We start from the raw sequence: 26,367 nt of genomic DNA, 5'->3' as shown, positions 1-26,367 counted from the left end.
TTGGCAAGATGGCCCTCGCGGTCGGCAAGGTGCGGTAACAGGGAGGAAGCGTCTCGTGAGCAGCAGGCCATCCCGAGGCGCTGCTCGCCTCGCAGCCATACTGGACGCCCTGCCCGATGCGTTGGTGCTGGTCAACGCCAATGGGACCGTCGTCAACGCCAACACCATCGCCCTGGAGGCCTTCGAGGCCCCCGGCACCGCTCTGGTGGGACGGGGCCTGCTCGATCTGCTCCCGCAGTTCGACTCGCGGCTGATCCCCGGATCCATGCGCAGGCCCGACACCATCGACGAGCGCGGGCGGACCAAGCCGACCCGGATGGTCGCGCGGCGGACCGACGGGAGCGAGTTCCCGGTCGAGGTCACCAGCGCGAACCTCGAGAACGGCCAGCAGGCCTACGACAGTCACGGCTACACCGCCGACGAACTGCTCATGCTCGTCGTACGCGACCTCTCGGGCACCGTCGACACCGAGGCCGAACTCGCGCGCTCACAGCGCCAGACCGAGATGATCCTGCGGGCCGCGGCCGAGGGCGTCGTCGGGACGGACACGGACGGGCGGGTCGTCCTGGTCAATCCGGCGGCCGCCCAGATACTCGGATACCGGGCCAGCGACCTCGGCGGCAAGGACCTGCACTCCCTCATCCTGCACTCGCGCGCCGACGGTGAGACCTTCGCGTACGAGGAGTCCCCGCTCGCCGACACCCTGCGCTCCGGGCGCAAGCACCGGGTGCGCGGGCAGGTGCTGTGGTCCAAGTCCGGCGACAAGGTTCCGGTCGACCTCACGACCGCTCCGGTCCGGGACGGGGACCAGCTCGTCGGCGCCGTGATGACCTTCACCGACCGCCGGCCGTACGACACCCTCGTCGAGGAGAAGGACACCGAGGCCACCCGGCACGCCGAGGAGCTCGCACGGATCGGTGAGGAGCACGCCGAGGAACTCGACGCGCTGCGCGAGCGGCACGCGGCCGAGCTGGCCGAGGTGGGCGAGCGGCACGAGGAGGAACTCGCCGCGGGCGACGACCGGTACGCGGCGCTCGGTGAGCGCGAGAAGGACCGCTACGAGGCGCTGGCCGCCCGGCACGACCAGCTGCTCGCCGTGCTCGGGCAGTCCCTGCGCGGGCCGCTCGACCAGCTGCGCGGCGAGCTGTCGAAGCTCGCCGCCGACGACGCCGGTCAACTGTGGCCCGAGGCCAACCAGGTCCTGCACCACCTCGCCGCCGGCTACTCGCGGATCACGACACTGGTCGACAACGTGCTCGGCTACCAGCGGCTCGACTCCGGCGCCGAGCAGATCGTCCGTACGAACGTCATGCTCGACGCGGTCGTCGCGGCCGGTGTCGACGGCGCCGTCGAACTGATCGGGCCCGGCCGCGTGCAGTTCGCCGTGCACGCGCCTCCCATCGAGGCCCAGGTCGACGCCGGGCTGCTGGCGAGGGCCCTCGCGCACCTCGTCGCGGACGTCGCGGGCGTCGACGCGACCGGCAACACGCCGGTGTCCGCGGGCGGGTACATGGACAACACCGTCGTGGTCGCGGCGGCGCAGCGCGGCGAGGTCGTACGGATCGAGGTGCGCGGGCCGTACGCCGGGGGAGACCCGGTGCACGAGCCGATCGTGCGCGGGATCGTGCGCGCGCACGGCGGTGTGCTGCAGACGCACGAGGTGCCCGGCATGAGCGGCAGCGCGTTCGTACTGGAAGTGCCCATCGGCACCGGCGCCGGGTCGGTCGTGCCCCCCGTCACGGCGATGCCGCAGATCGAGGCCCCGGCCTCCACCGGCGCAGAGGTGGCGCTGCCCGAGCAGGCCTCGCACCAGGGTGGCGGCAGGCGGCGGGCCCGGCGGTCCTCCGTGGACGCCTTCCTGGAGAGCGAGGTCGCCGCCGCGGAGCCTGTGGCGCCCGAGAGCGGCGCGGTCGCGCCCACCGGACGGCGCCGTCGGCGCGCGGCCGGTGAGCAGGACACCGGCGAGGCGTCCGTGCCCGCGCAAGGGTCGGGCGCCGAGCTCTCCGGTGACGACGGCTCCGGTGGTACCGGCCGCCGGCGCGGGCGGCCGAGTGCCGTCGAGGACACGGGTGACGGCGGGACCGACGCCGTCTCCGAGGGCGCGGTCGTCATGGCGGGAGAGCACGGGGCGGGAACCGCGGCCGTGGGTACGGGGCTGGGCGGGACGGTGCCTCCGCGGGGAGTGCCTGTGCCGTCCGGGTCGTCCGGAGCCGGGTCGTCCGGGCGGCGTGCCCGGCGCGACGGCGAACAGCACGCGCTGCCGCCCGCGCTGCCCGTGGCCGCCGGCACCCCGGGCACGCAGGTCGCGACTAGCGCACCGGGCGCACCGGGCGCACCGGGCGACCAGGGGCTTCGCGAGGCCGGCGGGTCCGCCGAGGGTTCCGGTACGCAGGCCGGCGGGCGGCGCCGGCGCGCGCTGGCCGCCGCGGCCGAACGCGCCGCGGCCGCCCAGGAGACCGGTGCCCGTCCCGTGTTCGCGCTGCCGCCCGCGGACGCGGACCGCTCACCCGAGTACATCCAGGCCCAGCAGGCACAGCAGGCCCAACTCGCCCAGCAGCGGCTCCTGGAGCAGGGCGGCGACGCGGGCGCCGGGTACGACCACGGCGACGCAGGCCGTCACGACGTGATGTCCACCGGCTCCGCCGACGAGCACACCCCGCCCCAGCCGCATCCCCTTTCCGGACCGTCGGGCCGGCGCCACGCACAGCAGGCACCGGCTCAGGCTCAGGCTCAGCCGGGCACGATCCCGCCGGGTGCCATCCCGTCGCCGCAGGTCCAGCCCGCTCAGGTCCAGCGCGGTGCCGTCCCGCCCGGTCCGACGGGCGCACCCGCGCAAGGCGGCGTCCCGGTCCAGTCGCCCCCCGTGCCGGGATTCCCCGCGCAGGCCCGGCCCGCCGCTGCCGCCGCGCCCGCGGCCCCCCGAACCTGGCCGGCCCCGAACACCGAGGACACCTCCGGTGCCGGGATCCCCGCCGCCGTACAGCCGGGCGCCCCCGTGGCCCCCGTACCTCCCGCCGTGGCCGCCCCCCGGCCGGAGAGCCCCGCGCCGGGCACCCCCCTCCCGCCCGAACTGCCCGCGCAGCCCCAGGCCCAGCCTCCGCTGCGACCCCAGCCGCAGGCGCAGGCACGGATCGCCCAGCCGCTGCCCGCCGAGGCCGCCGCGCCCGTCGACCCCAACTCCACGCAGGGCCGGGCGATCAGCGTGCGGACGCTGGGGCAGGGTGTCCCGTTCGCCCGCCAGGCCGCCGCGAACGGAGCGCAGGCACCGGCGCAGGCGCAGTCCGCCACGCCTCCCCCGCACCAGACGAACGGCTCCGGCCGCCGCCGCAAGCTCGGCACGCCCCCGGAGCCCGTCGTCGAGCGCCCTGAGACCGCGGCCCGTGCGCACCCGACGGCCGGTCAGGCCCCCGGGGCCCGGCTGCCCGGCGCCACCGACGGTGCCGGACGTTCGTACGCCATAGGAGCGCCGGACAAGAACGCCGACGAGGGCCCCGAACCGCTGGACGGTCCCGGGGGCGCCGTCGAGGTCGCCGACCAGCCGCACCCGCGGCCCGTGGACGACGAGCTGCCGCCCGAGCCGCTGGACAATCCACGCCGGCTGCTCGTGTGGCCCGCGCCGGACGTGACGACCCAGCAGGCGCTCAGCGACCGCGGGTACCGGCCCGTCATCGTGCACTCGCGCGAGGAGGTCGACGCGCAGATCGCCGCGTTCCCGGCCGCGCTCTTCGTCGACCCGCTGACCGGTCCGATCACCCGCACGGCGCTCCAGTCGCTGCGCCAGGCCGCCGTCGCCGCCGAGGTGCCGGTGCTGGTGACGGCGGGTCTCGGGCAGGCGACACGCGAGGCGGCGTACGGCGCCGATCCCGCCGTGCTCCTGAAGGCGCTGGCGCCGCGCGACTCCGAGCAGCACCCGCCGCGTGTGCTGCTCATCGAGGAGCACGCGGAGATCGCGCTCGCGCTGACCTCGACCCTGGAGCGGCGCGGCATGCAGGTCGCGCGGGCGTCCACGGACGAGGACGCGGTGACGCTGGCCTCGCAGCTGCGGCCGAACCTGGTCGTGATGGACCTGATGCAGGTACGGCGCCGGCGTGCCGGGATCGTCGACTGGCTTCGGGCGAACGGGCAGTTGAACCGCACCCCGCTCGTCGTCTACACCGCCGCCGTCGACCAGGCCGAACTGCCGCGGCTCGCCGCGGGGGAGACGGTGCTGTTCCTCGCCGAGCGTTCGACCAGCGCCGAGGTCCAGGACCGGATCGTCGACCTGCTGGCCCGGATCGGCACCAACTGACCCCGCGCGCGGGGCTCCGGCGTCCGCGGGGGGCCGCCGCGTCCGTACCGGACCGCCGCGTCCGTACGGTGACGGCCGGTGCGTATGCCGGGCGGGGAGCCGTGCGGGCGCCCGGCATACGCACGGGGGTCAGAGCCTGGTCACGTCCAGCTCGCCCTCGGCGTACTGCCTGCGCAGCACCTTCTTGTCGAACTTGCCGACGCTCGTCTTGGGGACCGCCCCGATGATCGTCCAGCGCTCGGGGAGCTGCCACTTGGCGATCCTGCCCTCGGCGGCGAGGAAGGCGCGCAGCGTCGCGAAGTCGGCGGTGGAGCCCTCCCTGAGGACGACGGTGGCGAGGGGGCGCTCGCCCCACTTGTCGTCGGGGACGGCGACGACGGCGGCCTCGGCGACGTCCGGGTGGGACATCAGCGCGTTCTCCAGGTCGACCGACGAGATCCACTCGCCGCCCGACTTGATGACGTCCTTGGCCCGGTCGGTGAGGGTCAGGAAGCCGTCGTGGCTGATGGTGCCGACGTCACCGGTCTTGAGCCAGCCGTCCTCGCTGAACTTGTCGGCGGGCCGGAGAGGCTCGGTGCCCTGGCCGCCGTAGTACGCGCCGGCGATCCACGGACCGCGCACCTCCAGCTCACCCGCGGACTCGCCGTCCCAGGGCAGCCGTTCGCCGCCGGGGCCGGTGAGACGGGCCTCGACACCGGCCGGGAATCGGCCCTGGGTGAGGCGGTAGACCAACTCCTCCGCGGTGCCCACGGCACTGGCCGGCGGCCGGGCGACGGTGCCCAGCGGGGACGTCTCCGTCATGCCCCAGGCGTGGCAGACCCGCATCCCCAGCTTGTCGAAGGCATCCATGAGCGAGGGCGGACAGGCCGAGCCGCCGATCGTGACCTGGGTGAGGGAGGAGACGTCCCGGGGCTTGGCGATGAGTTCGCCGAGCAGTCCCTGCCAGATGGTGGGGACGGCCGCGGCGTGCGTCGGCCGCTCGGCCTCGATCATCTCGGCGAGCGGCGCGGGCTGCAGGAAGCGGTCCGGCATGAGGAGGTTCACGCCGGTCATGAACGTGGCGTGCGGCAGCCCCCACGCGTTGACGTGGAACTGCGGGACCACCACGAGCGAGGTGTCCTCGTCGGTGAGGCCCATCGACTGCGTCATGTTGACCTGCATGGAGTGCAGGTAGATCGAGCGGTGGGAGTAGACGACGCCCTTGGGGTCGCCGGTCGTGCCGGAGGTGTAGCACATGGCCGCGGCGGCTCGTTCGTCCAGTTCGGGCCAGTCGTACGCGGTCGGCTTCCCCGCGATGAGCTCCTCGTACTCGTGCACCCGCACGCTCGCTCCGGCGAGCAGGGAACGGTCGCCGGGACCCGACACGACGACGTGCTCCACCGTCGGCAGCTGGGGGAGCAGTGGTGCGAGCAGGGGCAGCAGGGAGCCGTTGGCGATGATCACGCGGTCGGCGGCGTGCTGGACGATGAACACCAACTGCTCGGCGGGGAGCCGGAGGTTGAGGGTGTGCAGGACCGCGCCCATGGAGGGGATCGCGAAGTACGCCTCGACATGTTCGGCGTTGTTCCACATGAGGGTCGCGACACGGTCGTCGTCCGCGACTGCGAGATCCTCGCGCAGCGCGTGCGCCAGCTGGGCCGCGCGGGCACCGATCTCGGCGTAGGAACGGCGCTGCGGCTCTCCCTCACCCGTCCAGGTGATCACCTGTGATGTGCCGTGGATGGCCGACCCGTGGGTCAGGATCCTCGAGATCAGCAGTGGTACGTCCTGCATCGTGCTCAGCACGGCGTCCTCCCGGGGCGACATTGCCTACGCGGTGGTAAGGGTTGCGCTGATTCTGCTCACATACCGCGTGGTATGTCACTAGGTCCGGGTGATCGATCAAGTCACAGGGGTCGGACGGCCGTGCAGACAGCCGCGAGGGGACCGCAGGAGGCACCGCAGGAGGCACCGCAGGAGGCACCGCAGGAGGGACCCGGAGGAGGTGTCGGAGGGGAGGACCGCAGAGCTGCGGTCCGGAGTCAGCGCACGGGCTCCAGTTCGGGATCCTCACGCAGCTTGCCCAGCGCCCGCGACACGGCCGACTTCACCGTCCCGATGGAGACGCCGAGCACCTCGGCCGTCTGTGCCTCGCTCAGGTCCTCGTAGTACCGCAGGACGACCATGGCCCGCTGCCGCGCCGGCAGCTTCATGATCGCGCGCCACATCGCGTCGCGCAGCGCCTGCTGCTCGGCGGGGTCCCCGGCCGGCACCCCCTCGGGCTCCGGCAGCTCGTCGCACGCGAACTCGTCGACCTTGCGCTTGCGCCACTGCGACGTACGCGTGTTCAGCAGCGCCCGCCGTACGTAACCGTCGAGCGCCCGGTGGTCCTCGATCCGCTCCCACGCGACATACGTCTTGGTCAGCGCGGTCTGCAGCAGATCCTCCGCGTCGCTCGGGTTGGGGGTCAGTGACCGGGCGGTACGCAGCAGCACCGGCTGACGAGCCTTCATGTACGACGCGAACGACGGGTAGGACGGGTACGACGGGTACGGGAAGGTCCGCGTCGCGACGTTCGCACCGCTGGTGCAGACGGGTGTGGTCATGACTCCACGCTAGGAGTGACCCCTACTCCTTCGGATCGGCCGGAGGTCCCGAAGCGATGTCCCCCTCAGGTTGTAGGAGGGGGGTCGGCTCCACCTCCTGAGGGTGGACGAGCGGCACCCACACCCTGAGGGTTCACCCCTGAGAGACCCGTACGGCGGTGGCACGGCGGCCGCCGCAGCGGCCTCCGCGGTGTCCTCACGCGACCCCGGGCGCCCGTTCCTCCCCGTCCGTCCCCAGGATCAGCCCCGAGGTGGGAACCCCCGTCCCCGCGGTGACCAGGGTGCGGCGGGCACCCCGTATCTGGTTCACGGACGTGCCCCGCAGCTGCCGCACCGCTTCCGCCACCCCGTTCATCCCGTGCAGATACGCCTCCCCGAGCTGCCCACCGTGGGTGTTCAGCGGCAGGCTCTCCGCGGCGACGAAGTCCGTGGCCTCCCCCGGTCCGCAGAACCCGAACTCCTCCAGCTGCATCAGCACGAACGGCGTGAAGTGGTCGTACAGGATCGCCACGTCGATGTCCGCGGGGGTCAGCCCCGAGGTCCGCCACAGCTGCCGGGCCACCACTCCCATCTCCGGAAGCCCGGTCAGATCGTCCCGGTAGAAGCTCGTCATCTGCTCCTGCGCCCGGCCGGCGCCCTGGGCGGCCGCCGTGATCACCGCGGGCGGGCGCGGCAGATCCCGGGCCCGCTCCACCGAGGTGACCACCAGCGCCTGCCCGCCGTCCGTCTCCTGGCAGCAGTCCAGCAGTCTCAGCGGCTCGACGATCCACCGCGAGGCGGCGTGCTCGGCGAGGGTGATCGGTCTGCCGTGGAAGTACGCCGCCGGGTTCGTCGCCGCGTACTTCCGGTCCACCACCGCGACCGGGCCGAAGGCCTCGGGTGTCAGCCCGTACCTGTGCAGATACCGCTGGGCCGCCATCGCCACCCAGGAGGCGGGGGTGAGCAGCCCGAACGGGAGGGCCCAGCCGAGCGCCACCCCCTCGGCCGACGGCTCCCGCTGCCGCACACCGGCGCCGAATCTCCGTCCCGACCGTTCGTTGAACGCCCGGTAGCAGACCACCACCTCGGCCACGCCCGCCGCCACCGCGAGCGCCGCCTGCTGGACGGTCGCGCAGGCCGCGCCGCCCCCGTAGTGGATCCGTGAGAAGAAGGACAGCTCGCCGATCCCGGCCGCCTGGGCGACGGTGATCTCCGGGCTGGTGTCCATCGTGAACGTCACCATCCCGTCCACGTCCGCGGGCGTCAGACCCGCGTCGTCGAGCGCCGCCCGCACCGCCTCCACGGCGAGCCGCAGCTCGCTGCGCCCGGAGTCCTTGGAGAACTCGGTGGCCCCGATCCCGACGATCGCCGCCCGTCCGCCGAGGCGGTCCCTCGTCCGTACGCTCATGCCGCGCCCCCGGCCGGGAGGGTGACCGTCACCGTCGCGGTCACATGTCTGCCGATGCCGTTCGCACCGACGACCCGGACCGTCGCCGTGTCGCCCGAGACCTCCTCGACCGTGCCGGTCAACACCATGGTGTCGCCCGGGTAGTTGGGGGCTCCGAGCCGTATGGCGACCTTGCGCAGGACGGCGCGCGGTCCGAAGTGGTCCGTGATGTACCTGCCGACCAGGCCGTTGGTGGTCAGGATGTTCATGAAGATGTCGGGGGATCCCTTCCGCCGCGCCAGCTCCGGGTCGTGGTGCACGTCCTGGTAGTCCCGCGAGGCGATGGCGCCGGCCACGATCAGCGTGCGCGTGACCTCGATCTCCAGCGGCGGCAGTTCGTCACCGGGCTTCGTTCCCGGCAGTTCGTCATCGGGCTCGGTCGTCGGCAGATCACCACCGGGCTTCGCCCTCGGTGCTTCGTCGGCGCGCTCCGTCCTGGGCGCGTCCTCGTCGGCCGTCATGCCCCTCCCTCGTCGCGCACGAGCAACTCCCCCAGTTCCTGGAGCACTTCGTCCCCGCATCCCAGACAGGCGTCCAGTTGCCGGCCCCACAGGAAGTGCCGGTGCACGGGGTGCTCCAGATCGGCTCCGGTGCCGCCGTGCAGATGCTGACCCGTGTGCACCACCCGTCGCCCCGCCTCGGAGGCCCACCATGCGGCCGTCAGGGCGTGCGTCACGTAGGGCAGCCCCTCGTCACGCCGCCAGGCCGCCTCGTACGCCGTCACCCGGATCGCCTCGGTGTCCAAGTACGCGTCGGCCGACCTGAGTTGCACCGCCTGGTTGGTGGCGAGCGGGCGCCCGAACTGCTCGCGCGTGTTCGTGTGCTCCACCGCGCGCGCCAGCGACCCCGCGCACACTCCGGCCTGCAGCCCGGCGAAGGCGGTCCGGGCGGTGGCGAGCACGTCCGCGTGGACGCGCTCGGCGTACCCGTCCCGTTCCCGTACCGTCCCTGCGCCCGGCCGCTCGCCCAGCCGCTCGGCCGGCGTGCCGTCGAGGGTGAGCCGTCCCGCCGACCAGGGCGCCGTCAGCTCGACCGGCTCGCACCGCGCGTCGGCGGTCCGCACCAGCCACAGCCGACGGCGGTCGTCGGCGACGAGCGCATGGGCGGCGTCCCGCAACCACGGCACCACCGGGACGGCGCCGCTCAGCCGCCCCGAATCCGTCGCGCGGACCGGTGACGGCGGAAAGACCGCGCCGCACACCACCACCGTCCCGTCCGCGATCCCGGGCAGCAGCCGCTCCCGCTGCTCCGGCGAACCGTGCGCCGCCACCGCCAGCAGTCCGTACACACAGCTCGCCGCGAACGGCACCTGGGCCGTGGTCCGCCCCTGCTCCTCCAGAAGGAGCACCAGACCGAGGAGCCCGGTCTCCGCCACGGCGCCCACCAGTCCGGCCGCGCACAGCGCTTTCCACAACTCGGCGTCGCTGCCGGTCCCGGCGGCGGACAGCCGCTGGTGCGTGGCGAGGTCCCCGAAGATCCGGGCGGCCAGGTCGCGAGCCGCCGCCTGCTCCTGCGTGGGCGTGAAGTCCATGTCAGCGCCCGCCCCCCGCGGTGTCGTCCGCGGCCCGGAAGACGGGCAGGACCACCTCCTCGTCGTACCGCTCGAACCCCAGGCGCACCGGCATCCCGATCCGCACCTTGTCGTACGGCACCCCCGTCACGTTGCTCACGATCCGCACGCCCTCGGACAGCTCGATCAGACCGACCGCGTAGGGCGGATCGAAGGCCGGGAAGGGCGGGTGGTGCATGACGACGTACGAGTAAACGGTCCCCTCACCGCTCGCCCCGACGGTGTCCCACTCCGGGCAGCCGCAGGCACCGCACCCCGGCAGCCAGGGGAGGCGCAGCGTCCCGCAGGCGGCGCACCGCTGGATCAGCAGCTCGTGCCGGTTCACGCCTTCCCAGAACCCGGCGTTGTCCCGGTTGACGACCGGTCGTGGTCGGGCGCTCCTCGGCCCGCTCCCCGCCGGGGCGTACTTGAGGATCCGGAAGCGGTGCGTGCCCACGAGTTCGCCGGCCGACCGCACCTCCATCCGGGTCGTGACGAAGTACCCCGTGCCGAGCCGGGTCTTCTTACGTTCGGAGACGGTTTCGATGACGGTGTCGTAGGTGATCTCGTCCCCGGGCCGCAGCGGCCGCAGGTACTCCTGCTCGCAGTCGGTGGCGACCACCGAGGTGCACCCGGCGTCGTCGAGCAGTCCGAGCAGATCGTCGAACGGGCCCGCGCGCCTCACCTGTCCGGAGAGGCCCCCCATCGTCCACGCCTGGAGCATCGTGGGCGGAGCGATGGCGTCGGGTCCCTCGTACGCCGGATTGGTGTCGTCCATCGCCTCGCACCAGTGCCGGATCATCGGCCGGTTGACCGGGTCCCTGCCGACGCCCGCGACGGTGGCCACCCGGCCCTCGTACTCCTTGAGCCGCGCCGTCGGCCCGGCCGGTGCGCCGCTCACCGCCGCCCCCTCGTCATCCCCAGCCGCATGGTCGCCACGATCTCCCGCTGCACCTCGCTCACCCCGCCCCCGAACGTGTTGATCTGCGCCGCTCTGTTCATCCGCTCCAGCTCGCCGTCCCCGAACACCCCCGGTGAACCGGAACGCACCAGGGCGTCGGCACCCACGATGTGCTGACATATGCGATACGTCTCGACGGCCGATTCCGTTCCCGCGACCTTCACGCCGGCGGCGTCGCCCGGCGCCAGGCGACCGGCCCCCACATCCGCCACCAGCCGCCAGCTGAGCAGGCGCGACGCCGCCAGCCGCGCGTGCGCCTCGGCCAGCCGCGAACGCACCCAGGGCTCGTCGGTCCGACGCCGCCCCGTCACCGGATCGGGTGTGCGCGCCGCTTCCAGCGCGGCCGTGTAGAAGTCCTCGGCCTGCATGCCGATGGCGGCGAGGGCGACGCGCTCGTGGTTGAGCTGGTTGGTGATCAGCTGCCAGCCGCGGTTCTCCTCGCCGACGAGCCGGGAGGCGGGGACGCGGATGCCGTCGTAGTACGTGGCCGTGGTGGTCAGGCCGCCGACCGTCTCGATCGGCGTCCAGGAGAACCCGGGATCGTCCGTGGGGACGAGGAGGATGGAGATGCCCCGGTGCCGGGGCGCGTCGGGGTCGGTGCGGCAGGCGAGCCAGATCCAGTCGGCGTGCTGGGCGTTGGAGGTGAAGATCTTCTGCCCGTGGACCAGGAAGTCCGTGCCGTCCCGCCGCGCGCGCGTGCGCAGCGCGGCCAGGTCCGTTCCGGCCGAGGGCTCCGAGTAGCCGATCGCGAAGACGAGGTCGCCGCTCAGGATGCGCGGCAGGAAGTACTTCTTCTGCTCCTCGTCGCCGTACTTGATGAGGGTCGGACCGACGGTGTTCAGCGTGACCATCGACACCGGCGCGCCGGCCCGGTACGCCTCGTCGAAGAACACGAACTGCTCGTCGGCGCCGCGCCCTTGTCCCCCGTACGCGGTCGGCCAGCCGATGCCGAGCAGTCCGTCGGCACCGATGCGGCGCAGCAGCGCGCGCTGCCGGTCGGGCTCGCACGCGGGCGGGGGCCCGTCGGGCATCAGGTCCCGGAAGTACGCGCGCAGCTCGGCGCGCAGCCGTCGCTGGCGCTCGGTGGGGGCGAGGTGCACGGCGGCGGCCCTCCCGGACCTCGTACGGACAGGGGTTTCTGACTGTCCGTCAGATGCAGCGCGCTGTCAAGGTCGACGGAAGGGGAGGCCGTCCGGCCCGCGGGAGCCGTCCGCCGGACGCGCGCCGTCCGTGCGCGACGCGCGCGCGGGACGTGCCGCGAGGTGAGGGGACGGAGGTGACGGACGTGCGCGGGAACGCCGAAACGCCCGCGCGACGGCGCCGAAGCACCGTCGCGCAGACGCGTTACGACCCCAGGAAGCACGCCCCCGCGAGGGGAGGCCGGACCGATGAGCTCGACAGGGGCTCATCGGCCGGCGCTCACCAGAGCTTGGTGAAGTGGACGACGGTGGGCGACTGATTGACGGCTGTGAACGCGGAGCCGTTGACCTGCGCGGTATTGCTCTGGTTCGAGGCGCCGGAGCCCACCGCCTGTTGCTGGGTCGTCGAGTTGTTTCCACTGTTGTCGCGTCCGACCCCGCTGCCGCTGACGGTTGCCACGCCGGCGTTCGATCCGTTGTCCGAGATCGCGCCGTTGTCCGCCGCCGCGACACCCGTGAACAGGGCGGCGACGAGGGGCAGGGCCGAGACGGCGGCGAGAACGCGGGCGGTGCGGATGCTTGCCATGTGAGTTCCTCCATGAACCGGATGTACGGACCGGCGGTGAGCCGGGTGGTACGTGGGATACGGCTTGCTCCGAGGTGGCCGGCCGACCGCCCCGTCGCTGTTCACGACGTCGCGAGTCCAGAGTTGCCCACCGAATCCGCGGCGAACCACCCCGGAAGCCGCTATTCCCCCTCAAGCGTGAGGACAAGTCGATAAACCCTCTTCACGACATCAAAGCCGCAGCTCAGCGTGGATCGGACGACTCGAAACCGGGCGCCGCAAGGGCTGAAGCGTTTCGCCACATTTCCACCCCAGGCCGCCCAGAAGCTCCACTCCGCACTCCCCGGCGGGCGCGCTCTTCCCTTTTTCGAACACTCGTACGAACATGGAGCCATGGCCACCATCGACCGGCAGGCCACGACCGTGGCCCTGGCCCATGCCCTGTCCGCCGCCGAGCGCGGCCTCGCGGTGATCCCGCTGTCCCGCACGAAACTCCCGGCCCTGCGCTCACCCCACCGCGCCGACCCCGACCCCGACCCCGACCCGACGATCCCGCCCTGCCACGGCGAATGCGGCCGCTTCGGGCACGGCGTGTACGACGCCTCCACCGACCCCCGACGCATCCGCGCGCTCTTCGCCGCCGCCCCCTGGTCCACCGGCTACGGCATCGCCTGCGGCCTCGAACCGCACCACCTCATCGGCATCGACCTCGACACCAAGGCCGGCACGGACTCCTCCACCGCCCTGCGTGAACTGGCCCTGCGCCACCTGTTCACCATCCCCGACACCGTCGTCGTCGTGACCCCGAGCGGCGGCCGCCACATCTGGCTGACCGGGCCACCGGACGTGGTCGTCCCCAACTCGGCGAGCCGGCTGGCTCCCGGCATCGACATCCGCGGCGCCGGCGGCTACCTGGTCGGCCCCGGCTCACGCACCGAACACGGCGTGTACGGCACGGCGCCGGGCACCGCCCACCTCGCGCCCGCGCCCTGCCCGGGTGAACTCCTGCGCCTGCTCACGCCCCCACCCCGTACGCGCCACCGCGCGCCTCCCGCAACCGGCCATCAGGGCGAGGGGCTGGTCCAGTTCGTCCTCGCCGCCCACGCGGGCCAGCGCAACACCCGCCTGTTCTGGGCCGCTTGCCGGGCCTACGAGAACGGCATCGGTCCCGACCTGACCCCCGCCCTCGTGGAGGCCGCCGTCCGCACCGGCCTCACCGCACGCGAGGCCCGCTCGACGATCGCGTCGGCGTCCCGGATGTCGTTCCGGCAACCCGGGCTCCCACGGAACTGAGACGCGCGCCAGGGATCACGCGTCCCTGGGGCGCCGTCGCGCCGGCGTGGAGGTGACATCGCCGCCACGACGGTTTTCAAGACCTCCCAGCGATCGTGACGGACGGCATCTCCCCTGCAGGTCAGACGGACACGGGCACACGAGTCAGCCCTCGAAGACCCCGCCGGACCAAGACCATCGCTTGATGATCGTTGGCGCAGACTCCGGGGCCGCCCACACCTGGATACGGATCTTCTCGATGGTCTCGGGGCTCTCGTCGGAGTCGACGTCGGCCTGGGCCGCCCGCGCCAGGTCGCCCCGGGACACGCGGACGCGGTTCCAGCCCGACGCGACCTCGAACGTAGCCGCATCGGGGGCGTAATCCGTGCAGCCCAGGACCACCAGGCGACCCGACGGCACATCGAGGCCGGCCTCAACAACGTGATCGAATTCCGAGCTGTCGTCACTCGGCTCCTGAGGCAGGACGATCACGGTGACGGATACGTTGACGTTGACCACCGTGCCGATACCCAGCGCATCCGGTGCAACCGCGAGGTGGTCGGAAACGGCCTGGTCCGTCCACGCGTCGCTCAGATCGCCGTCCGAATCCGCATCGGACACGTGTATCTGGAAGTAGTCGGCGAAGAGGGTGAGCTCCGTCGTTGTCGCCATGGCGGCAGAGTGCCATGCGGCACCGACAGCCGAAGACGCGACAGCCGCCCGCGCAACGCATCGAACGGCGCCCGTGCCCCGGCGTGCCCGATCGAGCGGGGAGCACCGGGGAATCACGGTCACCCACGGGCAGCGCGCATGACGAAGGCCCCCGACCGATGTTCCTGGTCGGGGGCCTTCAACCTGCGCGGTGGGTGTGGGATTTGAACCCACGGTGACATCGCTGCCACGACGGTTTTCAAGACCGTTCCCTTAGGCCGCTCGGGCAACCCACCTGCGCCCCGGCCCACCTGGGGCGAGGCGGCTACAGCCTACCCGGCCCCGGGAGTCTCGCGAGGGCAGGTCCACACGGCGTACGGAAGCCTGGAACCCCGGTGCCGCAGAAGAACCGCGACAGAGCCGGATCGAGGTGGGACGGACCCCATGCGGAAGGGGTGCCCCTCGATGAGAGGCACCCCTTCCGTACAGAACGTCCACGGTCGTCGGTGGCGCGGGGACAAGGCCGATCGGTCAGCTGTCGCCGTCGCGCTGGCCCAGGGTGACGTCGGTGGTGCGGACCTTGCCGTCACGCGTGTACGTGAGCTTGACGGTGTCGCCGGGCTGGTGGGTCCAGATCTCGCCGATGAGGGTCGGACCGCTGTCGATCACCTGGTCGTCGAGCTTGGTGATGACGTCGCCGGGCTTGAGGCCGGCCTTGTCGGCGGGGCCGCCCGAGGTCACCGCCGCGGAGCCGCTCGCACCCTGCTCGGTGATCTTCGCGCCGCTGGTGCCCTCTTCCAGGGAGACGGACGCGCCGATCACCGGGTAGACCGGCTTGCCGGTCTTGATGAGCTGCTGGGCGACGTGCTTCGCCTGGTTGATCGGGATCGCGAAGCCGAGACCGATGGAACCGGACTGGCTGCTGCCGCCCAGGCCCCCGCCGCTCGTCGACTGGATCGCGGAGTTGATGCCGATGACGGAGCCCTGGGCGTCCAGAAGCGGACCGCCGGAGTTGCCCGGGTTGATCGAGGCGTCCGTCTGCAGGGCGCTCATGTAGGAGGCCTTGCTGCTGGAGCTGCCGTCGCTGGAGGCCACCGGGCGGTTCTTGGCGCTGATGATGCCCGTGGTCACCGTGTTGGACAGCCCGAAGGGGGCGCCGATCGCGATCGTCGAGTCGCCGACGGCCACCTTGTCGGAGTTGCCGAGGGCCAGCGGCTGGAGGTCGGACGGCGCGTTCTTGAGCTTGATGACCGCGACGTCGTAACCCTGGGCGTGGCCGACCACCTCGGCGTTGTACTTCTTGCCGTCGGGGAAGGTCGCGGTGAGCTTGCCGCCGTCGACCGCGTCCGCCACGACGTGGTTGTTGGTGAGGATGTGGCCCTGCTTGTCGAAGACGAAGCCCGTGCCGGTGCCGCCCTCGCCGTTGGTGCTCTCGGCCTCGATGGTGACGGTGCTCGGCAGCGCCTTGGCCGCCACACCCGCGACCGTGCCCGAGGCGCGCTTGACGTCGCCGCTGTTGCTCGGGGCGGAGACCGTCGTCGAGCCGGTGGAGCTGTCGTTGCCCCTGGCCAGCGAGTAACCGATACCGCCGCCGACTCCGCCCGCGACGAGCGCGGCCACCAGGATGGCGGCGACCAGGCCGCCACGTCCGTTCTTCGGCTTCGGCGCGGGCTGCCCGTAGCTGGAACCCCATCCGCCGGCGCCGCCACCGTCCGCGTACGCGGGGGTGGCGGGCGGCGGGGGCGGCCAGCCCGCCTCGGCCGCGGGGACGGCCCCCGGGGTCCCGGAACCGTAGCCCGGCGCACCGGGGGTCCCCGCGCCGTGCCCGTACGGGTCGGGCGTCCCGGGACTCATGGACGCGTACGCCGGTGACTGCTCCGGTGCGCCGGGAGCGCCCGGAGGCACCGACGGGATCTGAGCGGTCGGCGCGCCCCCCTCGGGCGCAGCGTTCTGCGCGGAAGCAGCGGGAGATTCCACCGGCACGGGAGGTGCGGACGGGGCCGGGGGTACTGCGGTGCCCTCGTTCTCGGTGCTCACAGCTCTTCTCCTCGATCCACGGCTGTTGTTCTCGGTCGCACTCGGTCACGCTCGCTCATGCTCGTCGACGCGTCCGGCACGATTCAGCTGTGCTGGTGTGCATGTGCTTTTTTGTACGCCGTCAGCTTTTCCCACAGGACGTCAGAGCACCATAAGCGGTGGCTGTGGGTCCAGGTCCATTCTTTACATAGGTCTTTTCTGGCGCAATGGTTTCATTTGTGGCGTATCCGACCCGGCGGCCGCCCCGCAGCGGTGGCACCATGACGCGGTGACCCACGCACGACAGCACCCGATCCAGGTCGTCGCCCATCGCGGAGCCTCCGAAGAGGCCCCCGAGCACACCCTGGCCGCTTACAAGAAGGCGATCGAGGACGGTGCCGACGCCCTCGAGTGCGATGTACGGCTGACCGCGGACGGACATCTCGTCTGCGTCCACGACCGTCGCGTCAACCGTACGTCCAACGGCCGCGGGGCGGTCTCCGCCCTGGAACTCGCCGAACTGGCCGCACTGGACTTCGGCGCCTGGAGGAACCGCGACGAGTCCCCCGACTGGGAGTACGGCCCCGGGGACCCGCAGGACACGTCCGTCCTCACCCTGGAGCGACTGCTCGAACTCGTCGCCGACGCGGGCCGCCGCGTGGAGCTGGCCATCGAGACCAAGCACCCCACACGCTGGGCCGGACAGGTCGAGGACCGGCTGCTGCTGCTCCTGAAGCGTTTCGGGCTGGACTCCCCGGCGGGCGCCACGACCTCACCCGTCCGCGTCATGAGCTTCTCGGCCCGCTCCCTGCACCGCGTCCGGGCCGCCTCCCCGACCATGCCGACGGTCTATCTGCTGCAGTTCGTCTCGCCCCGGCTGCGCGACGGACGGCTGCCCGCCGGTGTCCGGATCGCAGGCCCCTCGATGCGGATCGTACGCAGCCACCCCGGCTACATCGAACGGCTGAAACGAGCCGGGCACCAGGTGCACGTCTGGACGGTGAACGAGCCCGAGGACGTCGACCTCTGCGCTGAGCTGGGCATTGACGCCATCATCACCAACCGGCCGCGCGCGGTCCTGCGCCAGCTCGGCCGCTGACCTCGCGCGCACCACTCCGGAAGGCACCGCTCGAACCCCCGAAATCGCCGTCGAGATCCAGCCACGCGGTGACAGGGAGTGCACCGGCGCGTTCTTTCCGTATTCGATCGTTACGAGTGCGTCAGCAGACGTGGATTGGCCGGTTTCCGGCTCAGTCCAGTGGGGCATCCACACCGTGGCGTGGGGCAAAGGAGGTCTCGGGGGTGGCGTTGGTGGTGGCACGGGAAGTGCCCACGTCGTCGAGCATGGCCGTTCCCCACGGTCCTGCGGGCGTCGGGAAGGCAAGACGTCGGATGCGCGATCAGCTGCGCACGGACGGAATGGCGGAATCGGTCGTCGACGACGCCGTACTGATCCTTTCCGAACTGCTGAGCAACGCGTGCCGGCACGGCAGGCCGCTCGGCGAGGCCCTGTCGGGAGACGGCGACGTGCGCGCCGCGTGGCGCGTCGACGCGTCCGGAAGGCTCACCGTCGAGGTGACGGACGGCGGCGGTCCCACCCGCCCGGTACCGGCCACCCCCTCGGTCACGGCACACGGCGGCCGCGGGCTGAACATCATCAGGGCGCTGGCGAAGGACTGGGGCGTCCGCGACGACGCGCGCGGGGAGGTCACGGTGTGGGTCGTCGTCCAGGAGGACGTCGCCGACGCGACCACCGGGCACCGGCGCGACGACTTCGCTACGCGCGTCGCGTCACCGGCTGTGTCCGCGATACCCGAGCTGGACTTCGCGGACGCCTTCGACGACCTGGACTGAAACCCCCCGCCCCTCCGGAAGGACCCGGTGCGTGGTCGACGTCGTCCACAGGGTTCCTTCGGCCGTCGCACGAACGGCTAGGCTCGCGCCCGTACGAGTCGAGCCGTGATCGGGAGACACCCACGATGGCCAAGAAGCGACCCCAGACGAAGGCCCAGCGGCCTCAACTGCAAGACGGGGAGATCCCGGTTGTCGGCGCTCGCGAACCCTGCCCCTGCGGCAGCGGCCGCCGCTACAAGGCCTGCCACGGCCGGGCGGCCGCGCACGCGGTGACCGAACTGGTGCAGCGCCCCTTCGAGGGCCTGCCGAACGAGGGCGACTGGGTCGCGCTGCGCGAGCTGGTGCCCGCCGCGACCGCCGAACTGAAGCTCAAGGAGAGCCTCCCCGAGGACGTCCCCTCGGTGACGCTCGCCACCGTCCTGCCGATGGCCTGGCCCGCGCTGCGCCGCGACGACGGCTCGGTCCTGCTCGGCCTGCAGAACGACACGGCGTCCGGCGACATCAGCCGCGACCTCGCCGACACCCTGCGGCGCGCCCTCACCGCGGAGCCCGGCACACCGGTCCCGGGCCGCCGCGCCCCGGCCGACGGCCCGCGGCTGCAGGAACTGCTCGACCCCGAAGGCACCTTCGAGCCAGTTGTGCACACGGGCTTCGAGTTCTGGGTCCCTGACGCGGAGAACTCGACGCCGGATGTGGCCGCCTCGCTGGAGCGGGCCAACGCCGCCGCCGTCCCCACCGTGAAGCTCTCCGGCGTCGACGCCGCGTACTGGTGCGAGACCCCCGACAAGAACCACCTGCGCTGGGTCATGCCGCACCCCGAGGAACAGCTTCTGGACGCGCTCGCGCGGCTGCACTCGGCCGGCCGGTCGAGTCTCGGCGAGGGCACCCGGCTCGTCGGCTCCTTCCGCGCGCACGGGCTCACGGTGCCGGTCTGGGACCTGCCGAGCGGTGTCACGGCCGACGACATCGAGAAGCCGGCGGCCGAATTCGCCGAACGCCTGGCGACCGCGCTGGCCTCGGACGCGCCGCTCACCACGGACGAGCGCCGGGCGCGCGGCGGACTCACCAACCGACAGGTCACGCTGAGCTGATCCCCGGTCGCGGCACTGACCGACCGGTCAGCTGGTCCAGGCCCTTGAGGGCAGGTGACTCCTGTCACAACTCCCGGTTGTGACAGCGGAATCCGTGTCCGAATAGCCGAGATCGAATTTGCGAACCGCCGATCTCTTGTTACCGTTCGAGTAGCCCGGTTGCTGGTGCATCCCCCGTCGCCAGCAACCGGGTCTTTTTCATGTCCGCAACCTCGTGCGACGTCAACGCCCTTGCCACAGAGGCAAGTTGCTACGAACCCGTACTGCTGCCGGAGCGCAGCAGCAGCGGCCCGTCACCGGCGCCCTGCGCGAACTCCGCGACCGCCGTGTAGGCGCCCGCCCCGCCCGCCGTGCGCTCCCTGGGCGTCTCGCACGCTCCCGGATCGTCCTCCGCGTCCACCACGCACCTCATCTGAACGGTGTGGCCGGCGGGCCCCATGAGGCTCAGTACGGAACTCAGCTCGTCACCGGTCGCGTTGCGGTAGTACGTGCGCGCCCAGGTGTCCGCCCCCCGGGTCAGGACACAGGTCTGCGCCTCGATGCCGTCCGGCGAGGAGAGTTCGGGGCCGCACCGGGCGGCGGTGGCCGGGCCCGTCCCCAGCAGCCCTGACGCGGGCGCCGAAAGGCCCCCGGAGCCGGGCGCACGCCCCTTGGCGTCGACGCGCCCGGAGGCACCGACGACCGCGGGACCCTCGTCCCCGACGGGCCCCGCGGACGCCACGGTCAGCGGCAGAGCGACGATGAGCGCCACGGCGGCGGTCAACGCCCCCAGACGAACGCTTCGGGGGCCCGGCCCGCCGCGCAGCGGCAAGGTGTCTCTGTGTCGGCCAAGATGACGCTGCATACCACGGAAGATAACGAGCCGGGGTGGGCGCGCGGCTCGCCGCGCGCCCAAGCGCCCTACAACTCGGGCGCGCTCACACCCGTACGAGTGAGCGCCTCCACCACGGCGTCCACCACGGCCTCCACCCCGGGCACCCAGGGCGCGGCCGAGCCGGGCAACGGGGCCCGCTCCCAGCGGATCCGTCCCTGGCCGGTCTCGGACGGGGGCAGCGCGATGTAACCGCCCTCGCCGTGGAAGCGCAGGGAACCCGGTACGAAGTCCTGGGCGTAGAGCAGCTCGCCGAGCTGCTCCATGGAGTACGGCGCGACGAGGATCGCCCACCGTGTGGGGGCCGCGACGACCGGGCCGAGGCGCATGCCCTCGCGGTCGAGCGCGTCGAGCGCGCGGGCCGCCGCGGGGGCGGGCAGGCTCACCGCGCAGGGCGCCCCGCCTCCGGTGGCCAGCACGATGGGTGCCGACGGCCGGTTGGTCCACCACCAGCGCACCATGCGCTCGTCGGCGGTGGCCGCGAGGAGGCCGGGGTCGAAGGGGTGGGCGCCGGGCACCGTGCACTCCGGGTCCGGGCAGCCGCAGCGGGCACGCCCCTGCGGATCCGGTGCCACACCCGGCAGTACGGGCCAGCGCCAATCGGCCGCGAAGGTCAGGGCCGCGCTGAGCATCTCAGAGCTCCCGTTGTTCCGCCTGGACAGGAGCCTGCGTCGCCTTCCGAGGATCTCGCGCATGAGCGCTCGTTCCTTTCCGTTGCACGCCTGGCAACACCGTGGATCACATCACGTCATGTGTCGATCACTTCACTGTGCGTACCTGCTGGCGCATCACACCCCTGCGCAAGGCAAGGGGAACCCATCTGGGCCGAGCATTGGCTGCGTCCGCGTCCATACTGCGTCTGTCTGAAGCACGGGCATGGCGTGGGGTGGCGGCGCCTGGCGTTTTACTGTCGCGCGTACTGCTTGCCGCCTCCGCCACGGGAGGATGGGGCACGGTCATCGGTAGTTAAGACGCCCGGGTCCGATTCCAGGTTCCGGGCGATCCCGATCGCCCCTGGCCTTCACCGAGTACGTACCCACCACGACCGCTGTGACGCTCCGTCGAACGAGGCCAGTCGACCTCAATAACGTGTTACCCGAGTCAGTTTTAAGCCAACTTTGCTTTCCCGCAAGGGTTACCGACGGTCTCATGGACACCAGGAATCCCAGCAGGACAATGCTGGACATCCCCTCACGAGTGCGTGTACATGTGGAGACTCTGCCAGCGGCGCAGAACGACATGGGGGTTTGCGATGCTATTGAGCAATACGCACAGGTCGGAAAGCCGGACGCCATGAACGCCCCTCACCTTCCGAAAGTGGCCGGAATCGATTCAACGGTTCCCGCACCCGCACACACTGTCGCGCCTACATCCTCCGCCCCGGGCGCCACTTCGGCCACTCCGGCCGCTCCGGCCACCGGCCCCGGGCTCGTCCTCCAGGACCGGCTCGCCGGCTGGGTCTCCGATCTCACGACGCTCCACGAACTCACCGAGCGCCTGGCGCGCACCGCGGCGCTGAGCGAGGCACTGCAGGAACTCCTGCGCGCCGGAGCCTCCCTCGTGGGCGCGCGGCGCGGTCTCGTCGTCCTGGAGCCCTGCGACGGACTCGGCCCGGACACCACCGTCGGCCTGGGTCTGGGGCGCGCCGATCTCGGCCACATCGAGACCGTTCCGCGCAGCTCCATGTCGTACGGGCGGATTCTGGACGGTCTGCCCGGCGGCGATGCCGAGATCGCGCAGCCCGATCTGCTCTCCGAGGACGGGCTCGACCCTCGCCACCGCGAGGTGGCCGCCCGGCTCGGCTACGCCGCGAGCTACACGCTGCCGCTGTCCACCAGGGCGACGGGCCGGCTGGGCGCCGCCGTATGGCTCTACGACGAGCCCGCCGAACCGGTGGAGCGCCGGCGCCACCTCGTCGGCCTCTACGCCCGGTACGCGAGCGAGCACCTGGCACGGCTGGTGGAACTGGAGCGCACCCGCGCGTGCGTGGCGACCGTCTCCGAGGAGCTGCTTCCCCCACGGCTTCCCCGGGTCCCCGGTATCCAGCTGGCCGCCCGTCATCGCACGGGTCCGCGCGGTGGCGGCGACTGGTACGACGCGCTGCCCCTGCCCGACGCCGCGCTCGGCCTCTCGGTCGGATCCGTCACCGGTTCCGGACCCAGCGCGATCGCCGCCATGGGCCGGCTGCGGGCCTCCCTGCGGGCGTACGCCGTGATGGAGGGCGAGGACCCGGTCGCCGTCCTGTCCGACCTCGAACTGCTGCTGCGGCTGACCGAGCCCGCCCGCTCGGCGACCGCCCTCTTCGCCTACTGCGAGCCCGCGCTGCGCAGGATCACCCTCGCCGGAGCGGGTCACAGCCCGCCGCTGCTCATCGGCGCACGGCGCACGGAGTTCGTGGAGACCTCGCTGTCCGCGCCGCTGGGGATGCTCGCCTGCTGGGAGGCGCCGAGTGTCGAGCTGACCGCCGAGGCCGGCGAGACCGTGCTGCTCTACACCGACGGCCTGCTGCACCGCACCGGCGACCCCATGGACCGAGCCTTCGCCCGGCTGCACGCGGCGGCGGCGAGCGTGCCGAGGTCGCTGCGCGAGGACCCCGGCGCCATCGCCGACCACGTCCTGCGGACCGTGCTCCCGGACGAGTGCGGGTCCGCAGTCGCCGGGTCCGGGGTGCCTGTCGGCCCGAAGAGACCCGGGCCGGGGGGCGACAGCGACGAGGACGTGGTGCTGCTGGCGGCCCGCTTCGAGTGACCTCCGCGCGGGACTGCCGCGCGGGACTTGCGCGGGACTGCCGAGTCCCCCGGGCACTCACCGTGAACCGCGACGCACACACGGTGCGCTCCGGCGTGCGCGCGGTGCGCCGTCCCGCACGCGCGGTGAGCTCCCCCGCACACGCGGTGAGCTCTCGGCGTAAAGCCGTTCCGGCCCCGGGACCGCTCCCGTACGACCGTACGATGGAGGCGGTTCAGAGTCGTATCTAGGAGGCAGACCGTGTCGGAGGCGCTCAACCCGGAGACCCCGGAAGCCGTGCTCGACGATGCCGCTGACGAAGCGGTCGAAGAAGAGCCGATCAAGCAGCGCAAGAACGGCCTGTACCCGGGCGTGTCCGACGAGCTCGCCGAGAGCATGAAGTCCGGCTGGGCCGACACCGAGCTGCACGGCCTGGAGCCGATCGCACAGGCCGAGTACACCGCGGCCCGCCGCGCCGCGCTCTCCGCGCGTTTCCCGGGCGACCGGCTGGTGGTTCCCGCCGGCAACCTGAAGACCCGGTCGAACGACACGGAGTACCCCTTCCGTGCCTCGGTCGAGTACGCGTACCTGACGGGCAACCTGACCGAGGACGGCGTCCTGGTCATGGAGCCGACGTCGGACGGCCACAAGGCGACGATCTACCTGCTGCCCCGCTCCGACCGGGAGAACGGCGAGTTCTGGCTGTCCGGCCAGGGCGAACTGTGGGTCGGCCGCCGCCACTCCCTCACCGAGGCCGAGCAGCTGTACGGCATCCCGGCTTCGGACGTCCGCGAACTGGCCGCGGCGCTGAAGGAGGCCACCGGTCCCGTCCGTGTCGTGCGCGGCTATGACGCCGGCGTCGAGGCGGCCCTGACCGACAAGGTCACCGCGGAGCGCGACGACGAGCTGCGGGTCTTCCTCTCCGAGGCGCGGCTGGTCAAGGACGAGTTCGAGGCCGGCGAGCTGCAGAAGGCCGTCGACTCGACGGTCCGCGGCTTCGAGGACGTCGTGAAGATCCTGGACAAGGCCGAGGCGACCAGCGAGCGCTACATCGAGGGCACCTTCTTCCTGCGCGCACGCGTGGAGGGCAACGACATCGGCTACGGCTCCATCTGCGCCGCCGGCCCGCACGCCTGCACGCTGCACTGGGTGCGCAACGACGGACCGGTCCGCTCCGGCGACCTGCTCCTGCTGGACGCGGGGGTCGAGACGCACACCCTCTACACCGCCGACGTCACGCGCACGCTGCCCGTCGACGGCACGTACACCGAGATCCAGAAGAAGATCTACGACGCCGTGTACGAGGCCCAGGAGGCCGGTATCGCGGCCGTGCAGCCGGGCGCCAAGTACCGCGACTTCCACGACGCGGCACAGCGTGTGCTGGCCGAGAAGGTCGTCGAGTGGGGTCTGGTCGAGGGCCCGGTCGAGCGCGTCCTGGAACTCGGTCTGCAGCGTCGCTGGACCCTGCACGGCACCGGCCACATGCTCGGCATGGACGTCCACGACTGCGCGGCCGCGCGGACCGAGACGTACGTCGAGGGCACGCTGGAGCCGGGCATGTGCCTGACCGTCGAGCCGGGTCTGTACTTCCAGGCCGACGACCTGACCGTCCCCGAGGAGTACCGCGGCATCGGCGTCCGCATCGAGGACGACATCCTGGTCACACGGGACGGCAACCGGAACCTGTCGGAAGGACTGCCGCGGCGCTCCGACGAGGTCGAGGCGTGGATGGCCGCGCTGAAGGGCTGATCCGGAACAGGACGGCCGGGTACCCCCACGGGTGCCCGGCCGTTTTCGGTTCACGGGGGGGTGACCCGCGCCCGCCCCGCCTGGCAGGGTGCCTCGGGCTCAGTCGACCGGGCGGTGCGCCTCCCCCGTCGGTGCTCGCGCGGCTGCCGCGTTCCCTTCGGGCGCGGTACTCAGGGGGAGGGGCCCGGTTCCATGGACGACTTCTGGTCCGGCGTCGGTGTGGATCTGCATCTGGAGCCGGACGTCGCGGCGGGCCGGCGGGCGGGGCTCGAGCGCGCGCTGCGGGACGCGGTGCGCGAGGGACGGCTCGCGCCGGGTACCCGGTTGCCCGCGACCCGGCGACTGGCGGTCGAGCTGGGCATCTCACGCGGCACCGCGAAGGGTGCGTACGACCAGCTGGTCGCCGAGGGATATCTGACGGCGCGGCAGGGGTCGGGCACCGAGGTGGCGCTGTTGCCGGCCGCCTCTCCGCGAGCGTCCGAGGAACCGGCACGCGCGCGTGCCCCTCGTCTCGATCTGCGGCCGGGCAGCCCGGACGTCGGCTCGTTCCCGGCCGCCGCCTGGCTGCGGGCGCTGCGCCGCGCGATCGCGACGGCACCCTCCTCCGCGTACGGCTACGGGGACCCGCGCGGCCGGATCGAACTGCGTACGGCGCTGTCCGGCTATCTGGGACGGGCCCGGGGGGTGATCGCGCCGCCCGAGCGCATCGTGATCACTTCGGGGTACGTACAGGGACTCGCGCTCCTCACCCGCGTACTGGGCGGCGGGGTGCTCGCGATGGAGGACCCCGGGCTGCCCTTCCACCGGGACGTGGTGCGGCGGGGCGGCGGAACGGTGGTTCCGTTGCCGGTCGACGAACGGGGCGCCCGGCCCCAGGAGTTGGCGTCCGGCGGAACCGGTGCGGCCGTCGTCACGCCCGCGCACCAGTACCCGACCGGGGTGACGTTGCATCCGCGGCGCCGGCGGGCGCTGACCGACTGGGCCCGCGCGCACGGCGCGTTGATCGTCGAGGACGACTACGACGGGGAGTTCCGCTACGACCGGCAGCCCGTCGGCGCCCTCCAGGGGATGGCACCGGGCCAGGTCGCGTATCTCGGCACGGCCTCCAAGACGCTCGGGCCCGCGCTGCGGCTCGGCTGGATGGTCCTGCCACCGCACCTGGTCGACGTGGTGACGGACGCGAAGCTGCACAGTGACCATCACACCGAGGTCATCGGCCAGTTGGCGCTGGCCGACATGATCACCGGCCACGCGTACGACCGCCATGTGCGCGCCTGCCGCCTCCGCTACCGGCGGCGCAGGGACCAGCTCCTGCACCGGCTCGGAGCATCCCGGAGCGTGCGCGGAATCGCGGCCGGGCTGCACGCGCTGGTGGAGGTCGCCGACGAGGCGGAGACGGTGGCACGGGCGCAGGCGCTGGGGCTCGCGGTCGGGCGGCTCGGGGACCACTGGCACACGCCCGGGGCGGGTCGGCCGCAGGGGCTGGTCGTGGGGTACGGGACGCCACGGGAGCAGGTGTTCCCGGAAGCGCTGGAGGTGTTGGGGCGGGTGCTGGACGGGACTTGACCGGCGGGCGGGGGCACGGTCGACGCCCGTCCCGCGAGGGCCGCGAGGGCCGCGAGG

Annotated in this window: 20 protein-coding genes and 1 tRNA gene; 8 read left to right on the top strand and 13 right to left on the bottom strand. The window is 72.4% G+C overall.

Annotation, left to right across the window (positions count from 1 at the left end; translation table 11 throughout):
- The first annotated feature begins 55 nt into the window (after positions 1-55).
- Positions 56-4,288 carry a PAS domain-containing protein gene (locus ACFVTC_RS23550; protein WP_390130013.1) on the top strand — a complete coding sequence of 1,411 codons (4,233 nt, stop codon included), beginning with the start codon at positions 56-58 and terminating at the stop codon, positions 4,286-4,288.
- A gap of 129 nt (positions 4,289-4,417) precedes the next feature.
- On the opposite strand, the gene ACFVTC_RS23545 is transcribed toward ACFVTC_RS23550, so the two are convergent.
- The 8 genes from ACFVTC_RS23545 to ACFVTC_RS23510 all read right to left on the bottom strand — a co-directional run bounded on the left by ACFVTC_RS23545 (position 4,418) and on the right by ACFVTC_RS23510 (position 12,534).
- Positions 4,418-6,094, bottom strand: a complete 1,677-nt coding sequence (locus tag ACFVTC_RS23545; RefSeq protein ID WP_390130010.1) for a long-chain fatty acid--CoA ligase — start codon at positions 6,092-6,094, stop codon at positions 4,418-4,420.
- A 215-nt stretch (positions 6,095-6,309) separates the two neighbouring features.
- The gene (locus ACFVTC_RS23540; protein ID WP_390130008.1) at positions 6,310-6,873 is read right to left on the bottom strand and encodes a SigE family RNA polymerase sigma factor; all 564 of its coding nucleotides are present in this window, start codon (positions 6,871-6,873) and stop codon (positions 6,310-6,312) included.
- Positions 6,874-7,069: 196 nt separating this feature from the next.
- Positions 7,070-8,260: a lipid-transfer protein gene (locus ACFVTC_RS23535; protein ID WP_390130007.1), complete on the bottom strand. Its 1,191-nt coding sequence runs from the start codon at positions 8,258-8,260 to the stop codon at positions 7,070-7,072.
- Complete coding sequence (locus tag ACFVTC_RS23530; RefSeq protein ID WP_390130005.1) at positions 8,257-8,760, bottom strand: MaoC family dehydratase; 504 nt, start codon at positions 8,758-8,760, stop codon at positions 8,257-8,259. Before ACFVTC_RS23530 ends, ACFVTC_RS23535 begins: the two co-directional genes overlap by 4 nt.
- Positions 8,757-9,830: an acyl-CoA dehydrogenase family protein gene (locus tag ACFVTC_RS23525; RefSeq protein WP_390130004.1), complete on the bottom strand. Its 1,074-nt coding sequence runs from the start codon at positions 9,828-9,830 to the stop codon at positions 8,757-8,759. Before ACFVTC_RS23525 ends, ACFVTC_RS23530 begins: the two co-directional genes overlap by 4 nt.
- Before the next feature lies 1 nt (position 9,831).
- Positions 9,832-10,749: a bifunctional MaoC family dehydratase N-terminal/OB-fold nucleic acid binding domain-containing protein gene (locus ACFVTC_RS23520; RefSeq protein WP_390130003.1), complete on the bottom strand. Its 918-nt coding sequence runs from the start codon at positions 10,747-10,749 to the stop codon at positions 9,832-9,834.
- Positions 10,746-11,909 carry an acyl-CoA dehydrogenase family protein gene (locus ACFVTC_RS23515; RefSeq protein ID WP_390130002.1) on the bottom strand — a complete coding sequence of 388 codons (1,164 nt, stop codon included), beginning with the start codon at positions 11,907-11,909 and terminating at the stop codon, positions 10,746-10,748. The genes ACFVTC_RS23520 and ACFVTC_RS23515 overlap by 4 nt, the downstream gene beginning before the upstream one ends.
- Positions 11,910-12,228: 319 nt before the next feature.
- The gene (locus tag ACFVTC_RS23510) at positions 12,229-12,534 is read right to left on the bottom strand and encodes a hypothetical protein (protein WP_390130000.1); all 306 of its coding nucleotides are present in this window, start codon (positions 12,532-12,534) and stop codon (positions 12,229-12,231) included.
- Between the two features lie 372 nt (positions 12,535-12,906).
- On the opposite strand from ACFVTC_RS23510, the gene ACFVTC_RS23505 reads away from it, so the two are divergent.
- The gene (locus tag ACFVTC_RS23505; protein ID WP_390129998.1) at positions 12,907-13,806 is read left to right on the top strand and encodes a bifunctional DNA primase/polymerase; all 900 of its coding nucleotides are present in this window, start codon (positions 12,907-12,909) and stop codon (positions 13,804-13,806) included.
- 144 nt (positions 13,807-13,950) lie between these two features.
- Here ACFVTC_RS23505 and ACFVTC_RS23500 read toward each other — a convergent pair whose 3' ends face one another.
- The 3 genes from ACFVTC_RS23500 to ACFVTC_RS23490 all read right to left on the bottom strand — a co-directional run bounded on the left by ACFVTC_RS23500 (position 13,951) and on the right by ACFVTC_RS23490 (position 16,473).
- Positions 13,951-14,457: a hypothetical protein gene (locus ACFVTC_RS23500; protein WP_390129997.1), complete on the bottom strand. Its 507-nt coding sequence runs from the start codon at positions 14,455-14,457 to the stop codon at positions 13,951-13,953.
- 188 nt (positions 14,458-14,645) lie between these two features.
- Positions 14,646-14,732, bottom strand: a tRNA-Ser gene (locus ACFVTC_RS23495).
- A gap of 235 nt (positions 14,733-14,967) precedes the next feature.
- Complete coding sequence (locus ACFVTC_RS23490; protein ID WP_390129996.1) at positions 14,968-16,473, bottom strand: trypsin-like peptidase domain-containing protein; 1,506 nt, start codon at positions 16,471-16,473, stop codon at positions 14,968-14,970.
- Between the two features lie 268 nt (positions 16,474-16,741).
- Here ACFVTC_RS23490 and ACFVTC_RS23485 point away from each other — a divergent pair, with 268 nt between their 5' ends.
- The 3 genes from ACFVTC_RS23485 (at position 16,742) to ACFVTC_RS23475 (ending at position 19,397) form a co-directional block, all read left to right on the top strand.
- The gene (locus tag ACFVTC_RS23485; protein WP_390129994.1) at positions 16,742-17,551 is read left to right on the top strand and encodes a glycerophosphodiester phosphodiesterase; all 810 of its coding nucleotides are present in this window, start codon (positions 16,742-16,744) and stop codon (positions 17,549-17,551) included.
- 116 nt (positions 17,552-17,667) lie between these two features.
- A complete protein-coding gene (locus tag ACFVTC_RS23480) occupies positions 17,668-18,306 on the top strand; it encodes an ATP-binding protein (RefSeq protein WP_390129992.1) in 639 nt (212 codons plus the stop codon).
- 125 nt (positions 18,307-18,431) lie between these two features.
- A complete protein-coding gene (locus ACFVTC_RS23475; RefSeq protein ID WP_390129991.1) occupies positions 18,432-19,397 on the top strand; it encodes a DUF5926 family protein in 966 nt (321 codons plus the stop codon).
- Positions 19,398-19,647: 250 nt separating this feature from the next.
- Here the strand turns inward: ACFVTC_RS23475 and ACFVTC_RS23470 are convergent, their stop codons facing one another.
- The gene (locus ACFVTC_RS23470; protein ID WP_390129989.1) at positions 19,648-20,241 is read right to left on the bottom strand and encodes a hypothetical protein; all 594 of its coding nucleotides are present in this window, start codon (positions 20,239-20,241) and stop codon (positions 19,648-19,650) included.
- Between the two features lie 56 nt (positions 20,242-20,297).
- Positions 20,298-20,963, bottom strand: coding sequence for a bifunctional DNA primase/polymerase (locus ACFVTC_RS23465; RefSeq protein WP_390129987.1), 666 nt, complete (start codon positions 20,961-20,963; stop codon positions 20,298-20,300).
- 481 nt (positions 20,964-21,444) lie between these two features.
- Between ACFVTC_RS23465 and ACFVTC_RS23460 the strand changes: the two genes are divergently transcribed.
- From ACFVTC_RS23460 to ACFVTC_RS23450, 3 genes are all read left to right on the top strand, one after another.
- Entirely contained in the window at positions 21,445-23,016 is a 1,572-nt protein-coding gene (locus ACFVTC_RS23460) for a PP2C family protein-serine/threonine phosphatase (protein WP_390130170.1), read from the top strand.
- Positions 23,017-23,256: 240 nt separating this feature from the next.
- The gene (locus ACFVTC_RS23455; protein WP_390129985.1) at positions 23,257-24,744 is read left to right on the top strand and encodes an aminopeptidase P family protein; all 1,488 of its coding nucleotides are present in this window, start codon (positions 23,257-23,259) and stop codon (positions 24,742-24,744) included.
- 192 nt (positions 24,745-24,936) lie between these two features.
- A complete protein-coding gene (locus ACFVTC_RS23450) occupies positions 24,937-26,310 on the top strand; it encodes a PLP-dependent aminotransferase family protein (RefSeq protein ID WP_390129983.1) in 1,374 nt (457 codons plus the stop codon).
- Positions 26,311-26,367 lie beyond the last annotated feature (57 nt).

It is taken from the genome of Streptomyces sp. NPDC057950 (genome assembly GCF_042887295.1).
Taxonomy (GTDB): domain Bacteria; phylum Actinomycetota; class Actinomycetes; order Streptomycetales; family Streptomycetaceae; genus Streptomyces; species Streptomyces kaempferi.
The sequence above is the reverse complement of the archived record's forward strand: the minus strand, read 5'-3'. Positions and strand labels throughout refer to the sequence as shown.

What these genes read in the sequence shown, in the direction of transcription:
- ACFVTC_RS23545 (WP_390130010.1), bottom strand. Translation starts at nt 6,094, where the DNA reads ATGTCGCCCCGGGAGGACGCCGTGCTGAGCACGATGCAGGACGTACCA.
- ACFVTC_RS23540 (WP_390130008.1), bottom strand. Translation starts at nt 6,873, where the DNA reads ATGACCACACCCGTCTGCACCAGCGGTGCGAACGTCGCGACGCGGACC.
- ACFVTC_RS23535 (WP_390130007.1), bottom strand. Translation starts at nt 8,260, where the DNA reads ATGAGCGTACGGACGAGGGACCGCCTCGGCGGACGGGCGGCGATCGTC.
- ACFVTC_RS23530 (WP_390130005.1), bottom strand. Translation starts at nt 8,760, where the DNA reads ATGACGGCCGACGAGGACGCGCCCAGGACGGAGCGCGCCGACGAAGCA.
- ACFVTC_RS23525 (WP_390130004.1), bottom strand. Translation starts at nt 9,830, where the DNA reads ATGGACTTCACGCCCACGCAGGAGCAGGCGGCGGCTCGCGACCTGGCC.
- ACFVTC_RS23510 (WP_390130000.1), bottom strand. Translation starts at nt 12,534, where the DNA reads ATGGCAAGCATCCGCACCGCCCGCGTTCTCGCCGCCGTCTCGGCCCTG.
- ACFVTC_RS23505 (WP_390129998.1), top strand. Translation starts at nt 12,907, where the DNA reads ATGGCCACCATCGACCGGCAGGCCACGACCGTGGCCCTGGCCCATGCC.
- ACFVTC_RS23500 (WP_390129997.1), bottom strand. Translation starts at nt 14,457, where the DNA reads ATGGCGACAACGACGGAGCTCACCCTCTTCGCCGACTACTTCCAGATA.
- ACFVTC_RS23475 (WP_390129991.1), top strand. Translation starts at nt 18,432, where the DNA reads ATGGCCAAGAAGCGACCCCAGACGAAGGCCCAGCGGCCTCAACTGCAA.
- ACFVTC_RS23470 (WP_390129989.1), bottom strand. Translation starts at nt 20,241, where the DNA reads ATGCAGCGTCATCTTGGCCGACACAGAGACACCTTGCCGCTGCGCGGC.
- ACFVTC_RS23465 (WP_390129987.1), bottom strand. Translation starts at nt 20,963, where the DNA reads ATGCGCGAGATCCTCGGAAGGCGACGCAGGCTCCTGTCCAGGCGGAAC.
- ACFVTC_RS23460 (WP_390130170.1), top strand. Translation starts at nt 21,445, where the DNA reads ATGCTGGACATCCCCTCACGAGTGCGTGTACATGTGGAGACTCTGCCA.
- ACFVTC_RS23450 (WP_390129983.1), top strand. Translation starts at nt 24,937, where the DNA reads ATGGACGACTTCTGGTCCGGCGTCGGTGTGGATCTGCATCTGGAGCCG.